15 protein-coding genes and 1 tRNA gene are annotated in these 16,066 nt (G+C 52.2%); 4 read left to right on the forward strand and 12 right to left on the reverse strand.

All coding sequences use genetic code 11. The annotated features are described in order from the left end of the window. Positions 1–110: 110 nt before the first annotated feature. Positions 111–1,619 (forward strand): acetyl-CoA carboxylase biotin carboxylase subunit, encoded by a 1,509-nt coding sequence (gene accC / locus EU557_RS11055; protein WP_135530528.1) that lies wholly within the window; start codon positions 111–113, stop codon positions 1,617–1,619. Between the two features lie 174 nt (positions 1,620–1,793). Here the strand turns inward: accC and bshB1 are convergent, their stop codons facing one another. Beyond that, positions 1,794–2,513: a bacillithiol biosynthesis deacetylase BshB1 gene (gene bshB1 / locus EU557_RS11060; RefSeq protein ID WP_135530529.1), complete on the reverse strand. Its 720-nt coding sequence runs from the start codon at positions 2,511–2,513 to the stop codon at positions 1,794–1,796. Between the two features lie 264 nt (positions 2,514–2,777). Here bshB1 and EU557_RS11065 point away from each other — a divergent pair, with 264 nt between their 5' ends. Beyond that, positions 2,778–3,803: an aldo/keto reductase gene (locus tag EU557_RS11065; RefSeq protein WP_135530530.1), complete on the forward strand. Its 1,026-nt coding sequence runs from the start codon at positions 2,778–2,780 to the stop codon at positions 3,801–3,803. A gap of 99 nt (positions 3,804–3,902) precedes the next feature. Here EU557_RS11065 and EU557_RS11070 read toward each other — a convergent pair whose 3' ends face one another. The 7 genes from EU557_RS11070 to EU557_RS11100 form a co-directional block, all read right to left on the reverse strand. Continuing rightward, the gene (locus EU557_RS11070) at positions 3,903–5,111 is read right to left on the reverse strand and encodes a M23 family metallopeptidase (RefSeq protein ID WP_135530531.1); all 1,209 of its coding nucleotides are present in this window, start codon (positions 5,109–5,111) and stop codon (positions 3,903–3,905) included. Between the two features lie 83 nt (positions 5,112–5,194). Further along, positions 5,195–6,142 carry a thioredoxin-disulfide reductase gene (gene trxB / locus EU557_RS11075; RefSeq protein ID WP_135530532.1) on the reverse strand — a complete coding sequence of 316 codons (948 nt, stop codon included), beginning with the start codon at positions 6,140–6,142 and terminating at the stop codon, positions 5,195–5,197. 178 nt (positions 6,143–6,320) lie between these two features. Further along, positions 6,321–7,184 (reverse strand): sigma-70 family RNA polymerase sigma factor, encoded by an 864-nt coding sequence (locus EU557_RS11080; RefSeq protein ID WP_022823752.1) that lies wholly within the window; start codon positions 7,182–7,184, stop codon positions 6,321–6,323. A 133-nt stretch (positions 7,185–7,317) separates the two neighbouring features. Beyond that, complete coding sequence (pnp, locus tag EU557_RS11085; RefSeq protein ID WP_135530533.1) at positions 7,318–9,480, reverse strand: polyribonucleotide nucleotidyltransferase; 2,163 nt, start codon at positions 9,478–9,480, stop codon at positions 7,318–7,320. A 190-nt stretch (positions 9,481–9,670) separates the two neighbouring features. After that, complete coding sequence (rpsO, locus tag EU557_RS11090; protein ID WP_135436106.1) at positions 9,671–9,946, reverse strand: 30S ribosomal protein S15; 276 nt, start codon at positions 9,944–9,946, stop codon at positions 9,671–9,673. A 167-nt stretch (positions 9,947–10,113) separates the two neighbouring features. After that, the gene (locus tag EU557_RS11095; protein ID WP_135530534.1) at positions 10,114–11,547 is read right to left on the reverse strand and encodes an LptF/LptG family permease; all 1,434 of its coding nucleotides are present in this window, start codon (positions 11,545–11,547) and stop codon (positions 10,114–10,116) included. A 117-nt stretch (positions 11,548–11,664) separates the two neighbouring features. Further along, on the reverse strand, positions 11,665–12,078 hold the full coding sequence (locus tag EU557_RS11100; RefSeq protein WP_135530535.1) for an START-like domain-containing protein: 414 nt from the start codon (positions 12,076–12,078) through the stop codon (positions 11,665–11,667). Between the two features lie 135 nt (positions 12,079–12,213). Here EU557_RS11100 and EU557_RS11105 point away from each other — a divergent pair. Then, positions 12,214–12,287: transfer RNA gene (locus tag EU557_RS11105), tRNA-Met, on the forward strand. A gap of 104 nt (positions 12,288–12,391) precedes the next feature. On the opposite strand, the gene EU557_RS11110 is transcribed toward EU557_RS11105, so the two are convergent. Further along, on the reverse strand, positions 12,392–13,150 hold the full coding sequence (locus EU557_RS11110; RefSeq protein ID WP_135530536.1) for a DUF4184 family protein: 759 nt from the start codon (positions 13,148–13,150) through the stop codon (positions 12,392–12,394). Positions 13,151–13,483: 333 nt separating this feature from the next. On the opposite strand from EU557_RS11110, the gene EU557_RS11115 reads away from it, so the two are divergent. Next, entirely contained in the window at positions 13,484–13,987 is a 504-nt protein-coding gene (locus EU557_RS11115; RefSeq protein ID WP_135530537.1) for a hypothetical protein, read from the forward strand. Positions 13,988–14,065: 78 nt separating this feature from the next. Here EU557_RS11115 and EU557_RS11120 read toward each other — a convergent pair whose 3' ends face one another. From EU557_RS11120 to rplT, 3 genes are all read right to left on the reverse strand, one after another. Beyond that, entirely contained in the window at positions 14,066–14,479 is a 414-nt protein-coding gene (locus EU557_RS11120) for an EamA family transporter (RefSeq protein ID WP_135530538.1), read from the reverse strand. Positions 14,480–14,549: 70 nt separating this feature from the next. Then, positions 14,550–15,332, reverse strand: coding sequence for a phosphatase PAP2 family protein (locus tag EU557_RS11125; RefSeq protein WP_167855167.1), 783 nt, complete (start codon positions 15,330–15,332; stop codon positions 14,550–14,552). Between the two features lie 387 nt (positions 15,333–15,719). Continuing rightward, positions 15,720–16,064, reverse strand: a complete 345-nt coding sequence (rplT, locus tag EU557_RS11130; RefSeq protein ID WP_135436038.1) for a 50S ribosomal protein L20 — start codon at positions 16,062–16,064, stop codon at positions 15,720–15,722. Between the last annotated feature and the right edge of the window lie 2 nt (positions 16,065–16,066).

Here is a 16,066-nt window from a genome sequence, read left to right on the forward strand (position 1 = left end):
AGCCGCTGGAATGGCGTTTCTTTGGGCCTCCGAACGTTAAGCTAGGCGCTGGCTCTGCTTGACAGCTCCCATGCACTTAGTCTCTCTCCCCACCCTTCTCCTTGCCAAATATGAAGAAAATCAACAAGCTGCTCGTCGCCAACCGCGGTGAAATTGCTTTACGGGTACTACGGTCAGCCCGCGAAATGGGTCTGAAAACCGTGGCTATATATAGTGAGGCCGACCGCAATGCCTTGCACGTGCGCTACGCCGATGAAGCCGTATGTGTAGGCCCGCCGGCATCGAAGGACAGCTACCTGCGCGGCGACAAGATTCTGGAAGTGTGCCGTCAACTGGGCGTGGATGCTATTCACCCGGGGTACGGCTTCCTGAGCGAAAACGCGGAGTTTGCCCGCATGGTGAAAGAAGCCGGACTAATTTTCGTAGGTCCCTCTCCTGAGGCTATGAATATTATGGGCGACAAGCTCTCGGCCAAGCAAGCTGTGCAGGCCTACAACATTCCGTTGGTACCGGGTACTGCCGAAGCCATTTCTGATGTGGAAGAGGCCAAGCAAATTGCCGCTACCGTAGGTTTTCCCATCTTGATCAAGGCGTCGGCCGGTGGTGGTGGCAAGGGCATGCGCATCGTGAATTCTGAAGCCGAGTTTGAGGAGCAGATGCAGCTGGCAATTAATGAGGCTACTTCAGCCTTCGGCGATGGCTCAGTGTTCATCGAGAAGTTCGTGACCGGCCCGCGCCACATTGAGATTCAGGTACTCGGCGACGAGCACGGCAATATCGTGCATCTGTTTGAGCGCGAATGCTCTATCCAGCGCCGCCACCAGAAGGTAATTGAGGAAGCGCCCTCTTCGGTGCTCACGCCCGAGCTGCGAGCTGAAATGGGCCGCTGCGCCGTAGACGTAGCCCGCGCCTGCAATTACACTGGTGCCGGCACTGTGGAATTCCTGCTGGACGACAAGCGCAACTTCTACTTCCTGGAGATGAACACCCGCCTGCAGGTAGAGCACCCCGTCACGGAGCAGATTACTGGCCTAGACTTGGTAAAAGAGCAGATTAAGGTGGCCCAGGGCCAGCCCCTCGCCTTTGGCCAGGACGACCTCCAGATTCAAGGCCACGCCCTTGAGCTGCGCGTGTACGCCGAAGATCCGCAGAACAACTTCCTGCCCGACATTGGTACCCTCACTACCTACGTGCGCCCCCAAGGCCCCGGCGTGCGGGTAGATGATGGCTTCGAGCAGGGCATGGAGATACCAATCTACTACGACCCCATGATTGCCAAGCTCGTGACCTTCGGGGCCACCCGCCAGGAGGCCATCGAGCGGATGCTGCGCGCCATCGACGAGTACCAGATTACCGGCATCGAAACCACGCTAGGCTTCGGCCGCTACGTGCTGCAGCACCCCGCCTTCGTCAGCGGCGACTTCGACACCAACTTCATCCGCGACTATTTCCCGGCCGGCGCCCTGCAGCCCGCTGCCCCAGATGAAACCACCGCCAAGCTCGCCGCCGTGCTCACGGCCATGCTCCTGACGGAGAAGAAAGCGCCATCAGCTGCTGCTTCAGAAGCGCCTGCTGCCACTGGCTCGGCCTGGAAACGGAACCGTTTGGGCGTGCGGTAGTGATAGAACCAGCAGGTAACGGAGAGGCCTTTACGAAAGTCGGTGCTTATAAACCAACTTTTGTAAAGGCCTCTCTTTTTCAGCGAACCACTGTATAGGTGAGCCTATAATGGGTGAGCTTCTTGGTTCTGTTGGTCAGTCAAAAGCAGACCTTAGACACAGCTATACTGACACTTAAATCAGCTCCGTTATTTCCCGCACACCTAGGGGCCGCTCGCGGGTGAAGCCTTCTCCGAACTCTACCCCAATCAAGTGGCCGAACTCACGGGCGCGGGCTTCCATGAAGTTGCTGAAGACCGGCGTAGAAAGGTAGGTGGTGGGCTCTGTGCTTTCAGGGTCGTGAAACTGGGTGCGGTAGGCTTGGATGCTTTCCCACTTCTTTGGCCAGTGCTCTGAGATATCCACCACGAAGTCGGCGGGAATCTGGCGGTCCTGGATGTAGTGGAACACTAGGCGGGGGCGCCAGGGTTGCTGGGGTTGCCCATCGGGGCCGAGCGTTTCAATCATGCGTAGGCCACTCAAGAAGCAGGATTCTGATGCTAGCTGGGCGCCGCGGCCGTGGTCGGGGTGCCGGTCGTTGATAGCGTTGCAGAGCACGATGTCGGGCTGATAGCGGCGTAAAGCAGCAATGAGGGGCAGTTGGTGCTCCCGGTCGTTGCGGAAAAAGCCGTCGGGCAGGCCTAGGTTTTCGCGAGCACTTAGGCCCAGAATGCGGCTGGCCGCTTCAGCCTCGGCGGCCCGGGTAGCGGGGGTACCACGAGTGCCCAATTCACCCCGGGTGAAGTCGACGATGCCAATTTTCTTGCCCGCGGCGGCGGCGGCAAGCAGCGTGCCGGCGCAGGACATTTCTACATCATCGGGGTGCGCCCCGAAGGCTAGGATATCAAGTTTCATAGGTGGTAAGCAGATCCCGAAAGTAACGTCCACTTCCAGCTCCCTTCGGCGGGCTGCTAGGCCACTTCGTAGTGATGCTGGACAGAACAACGCGTAAAAGTACGCGGTTGGCGACAAGCCGTGTTATCAGAGGAGAGAAGTTGGTCAAAACACTGTGCTGGGTGAGGCCGTTACATCTTCCGCTATGCAGGCTGAGCCCACCAAGGTTACTGGCCTAGCTTACACTCCTCAGCAGTTTACAACTCGTATTATTTCCCTGCATCCATGGAATACAGACAACTAGGCGCGTCAGGCTTACGCATCCCTGTTTTAAGTTTTGGCACCGCCACTTTTGGTGGTGGCAATGAGTTTTTCAAAGCCTGGGGCAGCACCCAAGTAGACGAAGCGCGTCACCTGATTGACATCTGTATGGAAGCCGGAGTTAATTTCTTCGACACCGCCAACGGTTACTCGCAAGGCATGGCCGAGGAGATTTTGGGCAAAGCTTTGGAGGGCCGCCGCCAAGAGGCACTTATCTCCACCAAAGCCACCTTCCCCACCGGCGACGGCCCGAACGACTACGGCTCCTCCCGCCTACACCTGACCAAAGCCTGCGAAGACAGCCTGCGCCGCCTCGGTACTGATTACATTGATATCTACCACATGCACGGCTTCGACTCCAACACCCCCGTGGAAGAAACCCTGCGTACCCTCGATAATCTGGTTCAAAGCGGTAAAGTGCGCTACATCGCCTGCTCTAACTTTTCTGGCTGGCACCTGATGAAGTCCTTGTCGGTATCGGAGCGCTACGGGTGGGTGCGCTACGTAGGCCACCAAGCTTACTACTCGCTGGCAAACCGGGAGTTTGAGTGGGAACTGATGCCGCTAGGCCTCGACCAGGGCGTAGGTACGCTGGTATGGAGCCCCCTATCAGCAGGCCTACTCAGTGGCAAAATTCGCCGAGGTCAGCCTGTACCCGCTGAAAGCCGCCTAGCTCAGGGCGGCGGGCAAGGGCCTAAAGTGCCTGATGAGCTGCTCTACAACATCATCGACGCATTGGACGAAGTAGCGGCTGAAACCGAGAAAACTGTAGCGCAAGTAGCCTTAAACTGGCTCCTTCAGCGCCCCACCGTCGTGAACCTGGTAGTGGGGGCTCGCAATGAAGAGCAGTTACGTCAAAACCTAGACGCTGTGGGCTGGAATCTTTCCCCGGAGCAAGTAGCCAAGTTGGATGCTGCCAGCGCTACAGAACCCATTTACCCCTATTGGCACCAGCGTAACTTCCCTATGCTGCAGAAGAAAATAGTGTAGTTCTATCTTCTTGAAAGAGGCCTAGTAAAAGCAACAGCCCGCTACCGGTTCACCAGTAGCGGGCTGTTGCTTTTACTAGGCCTCTTTTAGAAATGTATTCTACTTAATGCGCAACGTACGGCCCACGCGCAAGGTAGCGGTTCCGCCATTCAAGCGCCGGAGCTGTGCCTGCGAAACACCGTACTTATCAGCAATTTCTGATAGCGTATCACCAGAGCGGATTTTGTGCGTGACTACCCGGCGGGCCTGAGTAGGTTTACCACTACTACTGCTGCTCCTGCTACCTCCGCCGCCACTACCAGCTCCCGGCACACTGCCACCCTTATAGCGCAACGACTTGCTATAATAAGCAAACAGGGCTGAGGTAATCTGGAAGTTGTCCTTGATCAATTTATAATCCGGGAAGTCGTACATGCGCTCCGGGTCAATCGGGTTGCCTTCGTAGCGTACTTCAAAGTGTAAGTGCGAGCCAGTACTGCGGCCTGTGCTGCCGCCCCAGCCAATCAGTTGGCCAGCTTTCACAAAGGTTCCTGGCGTAACCAACGACTTCTGCAAGTGCCCATACAGGGTTTCAATGCCATTGTAGTGGCGCACCAGAATATAGTTACCATAACCAGAGCCGTCCCATTTTACAATGCGCACCACTCCGTCGAAGGCAGCCTTCACGGAATCCCCAGTTTCCAGGTCTAAGTCTACGCCATAGTGCCAGCGGTAGCCCCGAAACCCAAAATCAGAGGTCATGGGCGTTGAGGCCAGCGGCATTTTGGCGTAGCGCTGGTTTGCGGGGTCCGTCAGCTTCAGGTTCAGGGTATCCTTAATCCGGCGCCCATCAACGCGGTACGGGTTAATGTTGTGCGTATCCCAGATGGAGTAATAGCCGGCCACCTGAATCCAGGAAGAGTCGATCTGTACTTCTTCCTTCACTTCCACAATATGCTGTCCGCCCTCATTTAGGGAACTGGTATCCTCGCTAACGATTGAGAGCTTTTTAGCGGGATTGAAGAAGATAGATTTTGCTGCGTCGGAGTTTTCGTCGGGCAGTTCCTCCGTCTCAATCAGGATAGTTGTATCGGGGCGAACGTAGCGAATAGTAGGCGACTTGATGCGGAAGAAATCCTTCCGAGTGCCCGCCGAGCCCGATTTCGCCTTGGGCTCAGGCACTTTGCGCCGCTGGGCAAGCAGCTGGCCGGGCAAGCCAAGAAACAGCCCGATCAGTAGCAGCGGCAGCAGCCAGGGTTTCACATTATTCAGCAAGGGCAATAGGGTAAAGAGTGAAGTGGTGAGGTTATGATGCTGTAAAATGGCCATATGGTGTGCGTTCCAACGGACAAAACATCTTCTGTCTTGTCCGTTGGCACCAAATTGGCCATTTCACAACTTCACAATTTCACTTAATGGTCGCCGAGAGCCGCCAAGTAGCGCTCTGCATCCAGCGCCGCCATACAACCTGAGCCAGCAGCCGTAACTGCCTGACGGTAGGTATAATCCTGCACGTCGCCGCAGGCAAATACCCCATCAACGTTTGTTTTAGCAGTACCCGGAATAGTTTTCAGGTATCCCTGCTCATCGTGGTGCAGGTAAGGCTGGAATATTTTTGAGTTTGGCTCGTGACCGATGGCTACGAAGAAGCCTTCAACGGATAAATCACGCGTTTCGTGTGTAAGCACATTTTTAACGCGCACAGCTTCCACGGCGTGCTCACCCAAAATCTCATCGGTTACGGTGTTCCAAAGCACCTCAATTTTGGGGTTATCTATCACGCGCTTCTGCATGATTTTCGACGCGCGCATCTCCCCTTTCCGAACCACCATGTACACCTTGTTGCACAGATTAGCCAGATAGGTAGCTTCTTCAGCCGCCGTATCTCCGGCGCCTACAATCACTACATCTTTGCCCCGGTAGAAGAATCCGTCGCAGACAGCACATGCTGATACGCCCGAGCCATTTAGCCGCTGCTCCGAAGGCAGGCCTAGCCACTTAGCCGACGCCCCGGTTGCAATAATCACGGTGTCGGCCGTCAGCTCCAGCTGCTCATCAATAGTAACGCGGTGCGGGTGACCAGAAAAGTCAACTGAGGTAGCAATACCGTAACGGATATCAGTGCCGAATCGTGCCGCCTGCTTTCTCAGGTCCTCCATCATTTCGGGGCCCATGATACCATCTGGGTAGCCCGGAAAGTTTTCTACATCGTTGGTGATAGTCAGCTGCCCGCCAGGCTGCAGCCCTTGGTACATAACGGGCTTAAGGTTAGCGCGGGCCGCATAAATAGCTGCTGTATAGCCTGCTGGACCAGATCCGATAATCAAACACTTTATGTGTTCGGGGGAAGTATTCTCCATGAGTATGAAAGGGCACACGCTGCTGCCTGCGCCATGAGAGGTTTACTAGGGGGTGCAAAGGTAATGGTTGCAGCGCGAGGTTCTACTGTCGAAGCACTACCTCAACGCTAGGCCACCATACACTAACAAAAAACCCCAACGGTAAGGTCGGGGTTTTTAGCGGATAGGGTAAAATTCCTTATCCCAAGTAGGGCTTCAGAGCTTTGGAGCGTGAAGTATGACGCAGACGACGGATAGCTTTCTCCTTGATCTGGCGCACCCGCTCACGGGTTAGGTTGAACTTCTCGCCAATCTCCTCCAGGGTCAGGGAGTGTTCACCGTTCAAACCGAAATACAGCGTGATAACGTCAGCTTCGCGTTTAGTGAGCGTGCTAAGGGCGCGCTGCACTTCCTTGCGGAGCGAGTCGTTCATCAGGCCAGTGTCCGGCGACTCTTCATCTTCGTTTTCGAGAACGTCGAGCAAACGGTTTTCCTCACCTTGCACGAAGGGAGCATCTACCGATACGTGGCGGCCCGATATTTTCAGGGTATCAACTACTTCAGAAGTAGTCAGCTCCAGAACTTCGGCAATTTCTTCGGGCGAGGGCTCACGCTCGAATTTCTGCTCCAGCTCGGAGAACGATTTGCTGATTTTATTCAAAGAGCCTACCCGATTCAGGGGCAGACGTACAATGCGCGACTGTTCGGCCAGCGCTTGCAGAATGGACTGGCGAATCCACCATACGGCATAAGAAATAAACTTAAAGCCGCGGGTTTCATCAAAGCGCTTAGCAGCTTTGATCAGACCAAGGTTGCCCTCGTTGATCAAGTCACCCAGCGACAGACCCTGGTTCTGGTACTGCTTAGCCACCGACACCACGAAGCGAAGGTTGGCTTTGGTCAGTTTTTCCAGCGCCTGCTGGTCACCTTCCTTAATGCGTTGCGCCAGCGTTACCTCCTCGTCGGGGGTTAGCAGATCTACCTTACCAATCTCCTGGAGATATTTATCCAGCGACTGGCTTTCGCGGTTGGTAATCTGCTTGCTGATTTTTAGCTGTCTCATTGCGGGCGCGAGAGAGTTGAAGTGTTAATGCTTGGAAACGTCCTGTTGATCCGGTATACGAGGGATACCCAAACGCGGGTACCGGGGTCAGTTGTGAGCAACACCCCGGTACCCGCGAAAGTTCGGCAGAGGGTTACTGCGCGGTTCCGTTTGAGTCGGCGGCGCGCTCCGGCTTCGGCAGCAGCACTTTCCGCGACAGACGATATTTACCGGTTTTCTTGTCGATGTCCAACAATTTAACGTCAATTTCCTGTCCTACTTCCAGTACGCCTTCCAGCGCGGCTAGGCGCTCGTGCGATACTTCGGAAATGTGCAACAGGCCATCTTTACCCGGCATAATTTCTACGAAGGCACCATAAGGCTGAATGCTACGTACTTTGCCTTTATAGGTGGCTCCTACTTCTGGCACGGCAGCAATAGCCTGAATGCGGCTGATAGCAGCCTGCATGTCTTCCTGGTTAGAAGCGAAGATGCTAACGTGGCCTTTCTCGTCCTTCTCCTCGATGATAACCGTGGCATTGGTATCCTTCTGGATCTGCTGAATCACCTTACCACCTGGTCCGATTACGGCACCGATAAATTCTTTATCGATGAGCATCTTGTGTGAGCGAGGCGTATGAGGCTTCAGCTCAGCGGCAGGAGCAGAAATAGTCTTAGCCATCTCACCCAAAATGTGCAAACGGCCTTCGCGAGCCTGGTGCAGCGCCTTGGTCAGGATTTCGTTGCTCAAGCCTTGGATTTTGATGTCCATCTGGCAAGCTACGATGCCTTTCTCGGTGCCGGTTACTTTGAAGTCCATGTCACCGAGGTGGTCTTCATCGCCGAGGATGTCCGAAAGCACAGCATACTCGCCGGTTTCTTTATCCTGTACAAGGCCCATGGCAATGCCCGATACGGCCGCCCGAACTTTGATACCAGCGTCCATCAGGGCTAGCGAACCAGCGCACACCGTAGCCATCGACGAGGAGCCATTCGACTCCAGAATGTCCGACACGATGCGGATGGTGTAGGGATTCTCCTCTTCAGGGGGCAACACCTTCTTCAAGGAGCGCATAGCCAAGTTGCCGTGGCCTACTTCCCGACGGCCCGGGCCACGGTTTGGCTTCACCTCACCGGTTGAGAAGGCGGGGAAGTTGTAGTGCAACATGAACTTGTTGTAGCCCGACTGCATAGCCGAGTCAATAATCTGCTCATCAAGCTTAGTACCCAGGGCAACCGTAGTCAACGACTGGGTCTCGCCGCGGGTAAACAGCGAAGAGCCGTGCGCACCGGGCAGGTAATTAACCTCCGACCAGATAGGACGGATTTCCGTCAACTGACGACCATCGAGGCGGGTGCGCTCCTTGATCATCATGTCGCGGATAGCTTTCTTCTCAGCCGAACCATAGTAACGGCCGAACATCTTCTGGTCAAGCTCAGGGTTTTCAGCCAGCAGCTCTTCCAGCAATGGCTTCTTGATAGCGCCAAACGACTCCTTGCGACCAGCTTTGCTGGTGTTGCCTGACTTGGCCACTTCGTACGCCTTCTGGTAAACAGCCTCGGTAATACGCTGCTTCAGCTCGTCGTTCTCGTCGTACTTAGGATACTCACGCTTTACAGCGGCTTTCGCAATTTCAGCAGCCAGCTCGCTCTGTACGCGAACCTGCTCCTTAATCGCTTCATGAGCGTAAGCAATGGCTTCTACCATTTCCTCCTCGCTCACCTCGTTCATTTCACCTTCCACCATGGCCACTGAGTCGGCCGTAGCACCTACGATGAGGTCGATATCAGCCCGCTCAATGTCAGCAGTTTTAGGGTTGATCTGCAATTTGCCATCGATGCGAGCAACGCGCACCTCAGAAATCGGACCAGCAAACGGGATGTCGGACACCGAAAGGGCAGCCGAAGCAGCCAGGGCAGCAAGAGCATCCGGCTGCACGTCTTTATCAGCTGAAATCAAGGAAATCATCACCTGTACTTCGTAGTGATAATCCTTGGGGAACATGGGGCGCAGAATGCGGTCTACGAGGCGGGAAACCAACACTTCGTAGTCCGACAAGCGGCCTTCCCGACGCTGGAATGAACCAGGAATCTTGCCGGCACCGCCGAACTTCTCCTGATAATCCACCGACAAAGGCAGGAAGTCCACGTCGCCGCGGGCACTGGGCTGGGAAACTACAGTAGCTAGCAGCATCGCGTCGCCGAGGCGAACGACAACAGCGCCGTCTGAGAATTTGGCCAGCTTGCCAGTTTCTATAGAAATCTGCCGGCCATCCGGCAGGGTAATGTGTCTGGTAACCGCGGTGTAGTTGGGCATCTTATGGTTTGCTTGAAAAAGCGACAGCGGGCGAGCAGCCAAAAAAACAGGCCTAGAAGGACCTATTTTACTCAAAAATATCTCTCTGCGGAAAAGTACAGATTCAGGACGTGCACAGCTAAGAACAGTCCGGATAAAAAAAGAGCAGGGAACCTTCCGTTTGGAAGGCTCCCTGCTACTTCGGGGCTGGTTACTTGCGGATACCCAGCTCCTTAATGATAGCGCGGTAGCGGTTGATTTCGCGGTGCTGGAGGTAGTCCAACATACGACGACGCTTACCTACTAGCTTCAGCAGACCCAGACGGGTCGAGAAGTCTTTCTTGTTTACCTTCAGGTGCTCCGTCAGGTGGTTGATGCGGTGCGTAAACAGCGCGATTTGCGATTCAGCAGAACCAGTGTCGTTAGCAGACTTCTGGAGGCTGTTCTTTTCGAAAATAGCCTGTTTAGCTTCGGTAGTGAGTTTCATCGGCAGATAGGTTTTCCCCGTCTTGGATTAAGATGAAAAAAGAAAATTGAACACCCCGGACTTCGAGGTGGCCGCAAAGGTAAAGCTTTTTTACTTGGCTGTTGCTACCCCGTGCGAGTTAGTTTGCTAATCAGTTTCCCTCCTTACACTTCACAGGAGGCCTAGCTTTATACGGTGCGCTTATAACCGCGCAAAGGCCAACGCAGCCAAGTAGGCCGGAACCGTTGCCAGTCAATATCGAGGATGCCCGAGTCGTGGCGTGCCTGATATAAGAAAAAAAGGCCTACAGGTAACAAGATGGCCGTTGCCATCCACATACCCACGCCAACCGGCATAATCACTTCTCGCCCGTACTTCTCGCCCATAATGGAAAAGACATAGTACACGATGAAGAAGACAATGGAAATGAGGATAGGCACTCCTAGGCCACCTTTTTTAATAATTGCTCCCAATGGCGCCCCAATCACGAACATGAGTAGAATAGCTGCCGATTGCGTGAACTTGCGATATATCTCTATTCGGAAATTGGCGGTATCCTTGGTCATGTTATTGAGGCGCTCAGCGCTAGTACCCAGGTAAGAGTGCACGTTGCGGGCCCGGTTAGCTGCCTGTTGCGTTATCATACTATTTACTACCCCTAGTCGCTTAGAAGGCACGCGCAGGTGCTCCACCTTTTGCATGGCTACCTGCCCAGTTGTATCCAGGCGTAGGAAGGAGTAATATGGGTTCAATTGCCTAACCAGTAGCTTACGCTCCGTGAACAAACGCGTGTGCAAAGAATCAGTGGTGTGTTCCAGCTGCCGCAGATTTAGCATCATTTTGTTGTCCTTAAACAGCTCTGTTTTGGTCCGATTGAGACCAAAAGACTCCAAGGAAAACGTGATGGTGTTGCGGTCAAAGTTTTGACGAATAAAGCTAGCTCCCGAACGGTTATTGGCATCGGGCTGCTCTACATAAGTGCGCCCCCGAAATAGTTCTAGGCCTAAGTACTGCCCTCCAAAGCGGGTGAACATTCTTCCTGAATCAGCCAGAATAACGCGCATGGAGCCGGAACTCTGGGTATGGTCATAAATCATGACTCCCTTCAGCAAGTCACCGTTTTCACCCAGCTTCTGATTTACCTTGATCGTGTAGCCCGGGATGCCGTTGTAAAACACTCCTTCCCGAATATCCAATGCTAGCTTTTGCTGGCGCACATCCCAAAGCAAGCTATAAGCCTGCAAATTGGCCATAGGTACAACCGTATTATTAAACCAGAACGCCCCTCCCGCAAGCAGTAAGCTTGCTAGTAGTACGGGCTGCAGAATACGGGTTAGGGAGATGCCAGAAGTCTTGATAGCGGTTAGCTCGTGGTGCTCACCCAGGGTTCCAAAGGTCATCAGAGACGATAGCAGCACCGCCAGCGGCAACGAAATGGGTACAATCAGTACGCTAAAGAAGAACAGCAACTGTAGAATAACGCCCAACCCCAAGTCTTTGCCTACCAGATCGTCCATGTATTTCATCATGAACTGCATCAGGAAGATAAACTGCACTACGGCAAACGTGAGCAGGAATGGGCCTACAAAGGCTTTGAGAATAAGCTTATCTAGTTTTTTCATTTTAATACTAGTCGGTAGGCCATACTTAGGACCCACCTAACATGAAAAAGGAGCACACGGGAAACGAAGATACGCCTCGTTTCGCGTGTGCTCCTTTTCCAAGAGTAGATAACCGAATCAGCCCCCTACCTGTTCCCGCAACTTTTGGATGAGGCTATCCCACATTTCCTGCAACTCGATGTCATCTGTTTCCTCCGAATAATCAATCACCCGTAAGTAAACTTCCTGGGTTAGTTGAGACTCCTCCAGAGTAAAATCAAGGTAGTTGGCATCGGGAGTATGCCGCTTGTTTGGCCCCAAGAAAACGTACCGTACGGATCGGTTAGTGCGGTGAGAATTCATCTCGGCGTAATGAGGCTGATTATCCCAGATGAAATTGTAGCAATGGTCTGCATCTATACGCACATCCTGGCAAAACCAATGAGACAGGCCAGAGGCCGACGCGAGGTAGGGATACAGAATCTTGGGCGAGGCATTGATGGGGTACTCGACCGTAAAACGGTGCTTGAGACGAGTAGCAGAAAGGGGCATAAGCGGAACTATGTAATTTTTATTAACCCGGAAGCACAGGAACTTACCGGCTGGAAGCAATATACACGGGTTTTTTTTTCCGCAAACACTTGCATCAGGCCAAATCTTGTCTCTACATTTGCACCACCAAAACAGGGCGGGGTAGCTCAGTTGGTTAGAGCACAGGATTCATAACCCTGAGGTCACGAGTTCAACTCTCGTCCCCGCTACAAGAAAAGGCCTTCCTATTGCAGGAAGGCCTTTTCCGTTTTTCAGGGGAACTTGATGCCACCACTGGCATCATTCCATTCTACTTGGTAGTTAGGTATACTTACTAGACATTACTTTCATATTTACCTGCTTCCCACATTTTCAACATACGAGGAACCAATATAAAACTGGTCATTCCACCGGAGATTAGAAGGATAGCGAAATGGTATAGATTTTCTAGTCGCACACTGTCCTCCAAGCATAGCCGAATTCCTATAATTCCTAAAGTAGTAATGGTAAACAAGGCCCAGTACTTTACCTGATTGCCTTTAACTAGGAAAATCTTCTCCCGTCGCATTTGCTGGATGTAATACACTAGTGCAAGCGCACCTAGTACTGAGCCTAGCTTCTGGAGAAAAGAGTAGAGCCTCATCTTGAGTAAGCCTCCGAATGCATGCTGCATCAAAAAGGGAAAATAACGTACTCCTCGCCCTTCTGGATGAGTGAAGCTGTCCCACACAAGATGGGAAACAGTGCCTAGTAATAAAGAGAAAATTACTATTGGGTAATGCTTCTTGAAATATGCCTTCCAATCAAATCCTATAAAGCGAGAAAATCGTTCGCGCAATATTTTGGGCAAGTGCACAATCAATGGATCTCGCACTAGCATGTGAAAGATGAAAGCCAGTATAAGACCAAGGGGAAGATTGAAATAAAAGATACTACGCCAAGTATGACTATTGGGGTCAAACTCACTCATTCGAATAAACTTTTCGAAGTCAGGAGCCATACTACCGATGATTAAGCCAGTGGCAGATCGCCATTTTTTTGGCAAGGCCAGCAATGGCATTACTATCGCTGGATGTGAAAAAGTAAAGGGCATGTATGGGTAAACTGGTTTCCTGTTGCCTGGCTATAACTAGGTTTTACATCAAGCTAGCCCATGTAAATAGGTGACACGCTAAACGGTGTATTGCTCACCCCACTGTGTACTGGGCTATCCGATTATATTTACCAGGGCTAAGCAAAAGTGATGGGGGTTTAATCACTGGAACCCGTGAGCATAATTTCATTAGCTAACACCGCTGCGTATAAATACTCGTTAGTGGCTGCAGAAACGCAAAGGCATGGGCAGGCTATGCTTCTGCAAGCTAGCTTACCGAAGTTTTTTATACGTGCTGAGTCGTGAAGTAAGAGCCACCTTATCCTAAATTCTATGTTCAAAGAACTACGTAACGGCATTGGCGACGTCTATCTCACTATCGAGTACAGTTCGGTTACAAATTGGGTATATAGTAACTGGGTGGGTACTCAAACCTATTTGCAGGTAACCACAGGTGCAGACGCTTGCCTGACCGCCTTACGCGAGTATAAATGCCGTTACTTGCTCAATGACAACCGCCACGTAATTGGCTCCTGGGACTTTGCCGTAGACTGGGTGGTTTCCAGCTGGGCACCAAGGGCAATTGAGCAAGGTCTAACCCACATGGCACATGTGTTCAGCCCCGAAGGTATAGCTACTATCTCCGCTGAGCACATGTATGACGGCCTGGGATCAGACTTACACATGCGCCTATTCGGTGACATTGAAGAAGCCAAGACCTGGTTGCGCCGTTTGCAACGGAGAAAAATATATGAAGATTTATATGCATGTATAAGGCACATTCTTAGCCGATTTTGCCTCTATTACACCCTTGCCGATGCGCATTCCAAGAACTGATGTCTGCTAAAATCATCCTCTTAACTACATACGTAGAGACCTCACTTAAAAGTATAAAGTAAGGCCTCTACGTATGGTTTACAAAATCAGCACCAGTGTACCTATGATAATAAGCCCTGCTCCTATTCCCACTTGTAAGGATAGCTTCTCGCCTAAGAACACCACCGATAGTAGAATAGACAGCGCAACACTTAGCTTATCAACTGGTGCAACCTGCGATACTTTACCTAACTGGAGTGCTTTGAAATAGAATATCCATGACATCCCTGTTGCTAATCCTGATAGGCCTAGGAAAAGCAGGTTCATGCGTGAAAGTGTATGCACTTCCGCTAGGCCACCTCGGAAGTACACAATACCCCAGGCCAGCACCAAGATGACCACAGTGCGTACGGCAGTTGCCAGATTTGAATCAACACCCTTAATACCAATCTTGGCAAGAATGGCCGTTAGCGCTGCAAACAGCGCCGAGAGCAGAGCATAAATCCACCACATAGCAGGCTTTAAAGTACTTTGGTAAACCTCCTCCTGCTACTGCCGACGGCCGCAAGAGGCAATAATTAGGCTACTTGGGTTGCCAAATAAATCGCAGACCCGGTGCACCACTTAAGCCTCCGATGGTTCGGGACCCATAGCCGCCTTGCCAGGTAGGCATGAAGCTCATGCCCTGGGGCAGACGTGGCTTGCGTCCCCAACGATTACGGTGGGTAAGGTAGCCCAAGTGAGCTGATAAAATGCCTATTCCCGCTCCCGCCACTACATCGCTCTGCCAATGCTTTGAATTGATCATGCGCAGAGCCGCTACACTGGTAGCAATGGTATAAGCTCCTATACCATACCACTGGCTTTTATCCCGAAACTCGGTGTGCACAATGCTGGCGGCCAGAAATGCCTGGGCAGTGTGCCCCGATGGAAACGACAAATTATCGGACCCATCTGGCCGCGTTTCCTGCGTCAGATTCTTAATAGCGAATACTGAAGTCAGCATTATTAGCTCACTCTTCAGAATAACTAGGCCAGTATTGATACGGTCATCACGCGATTCAACTCCGGCAAGAGCCACGGCACCTAACTCCAAGTAGGGTGCGAAAATCAGGAGGTCGTCTAATCGGGTTCGATACGTGGGGAACAGCTTGTGGATGTCACGGTTGGCTTGTTGGTTGGTATAAAATCCACCACCATCAAACGTGTAAACACCATACCCAATTAGTACCGCTGGTACTATGCTGGCCTTAACAAGCTTCCCTTTGTACCAAGGGGCCTTAACAATAGCCGGTGCCCCAGTAGGGTTCTCGAATTTATGGGTAGTATCCGCGGGGGCTGTTGGTGAAACCGGGACCTGCGCCATGACAGGTAGGTAGGAGGAAACCCATAGCAAGCTCCCTAGGGAGCAGCTGGTAAGCAAAGACTTCATACAAGGAATGAGGGGAGAAATGTTACGAGAGTAGTGAGTTTCAGGAGCGAACCACCCCTGAATTGCGTAATATTTACGTAACACACCACATTAGTTATGTTGCCTAGGCCACTATTTTAGCGTAAGAACGAGTGATTATCCGGCAGCTCTTCCGTTTAAGCTTACAGGAGCGAAATCTCCCCTAAGGCTGGGTCTACTTCTATCTCTTTATCTGTTTGTGCTACTCAAATCGGTATAAGCCAGCACCTGTATCAGGTAGTATAATAAAAAAGAGCCTGACCGGTGGGTCAGGCTCTTTTAGCAAGAGGTCTAGCGTGAGGCCTACTTGATTTTCTCGATGATGCCTTTGAAAGCCTCAGGGTGGTTCAGGGCAAGGTCAGCTAGAACTTTACGGTTCAGGTCGATACCAGCCTTCTTTAGGCCACCCATGAACTGCGAGTACGACAGGCCGTGCTCACGAGCGCCAGCGTTGATACGCTGAATCCAGAGGGCGCGGAACTCACGCTTCTTGGCCTTACGGTCGCGGTATGCGTAGAGAAGACCTTTCTCAACGGCGTTCTTAGCAACGGTCCATACGTTCTTGCGACGGCCGAAATAGCCTTTCGCCAGGCGCATTACTTTTTTCCGACGGTGGCGCGAAGCCACGTGGTTTACACTTCTTGGCATAA

The organism is Hymenobacter wooponensis, assembly GCF_004745865.1.
Taxonomy (GTDB): domain Bacteria; phylum Bacteroidota; class Bacteroidia; order Cytophagales; family Hymenobacteraceae; genus Hymenobacter; species Hymenobacter wooponensis.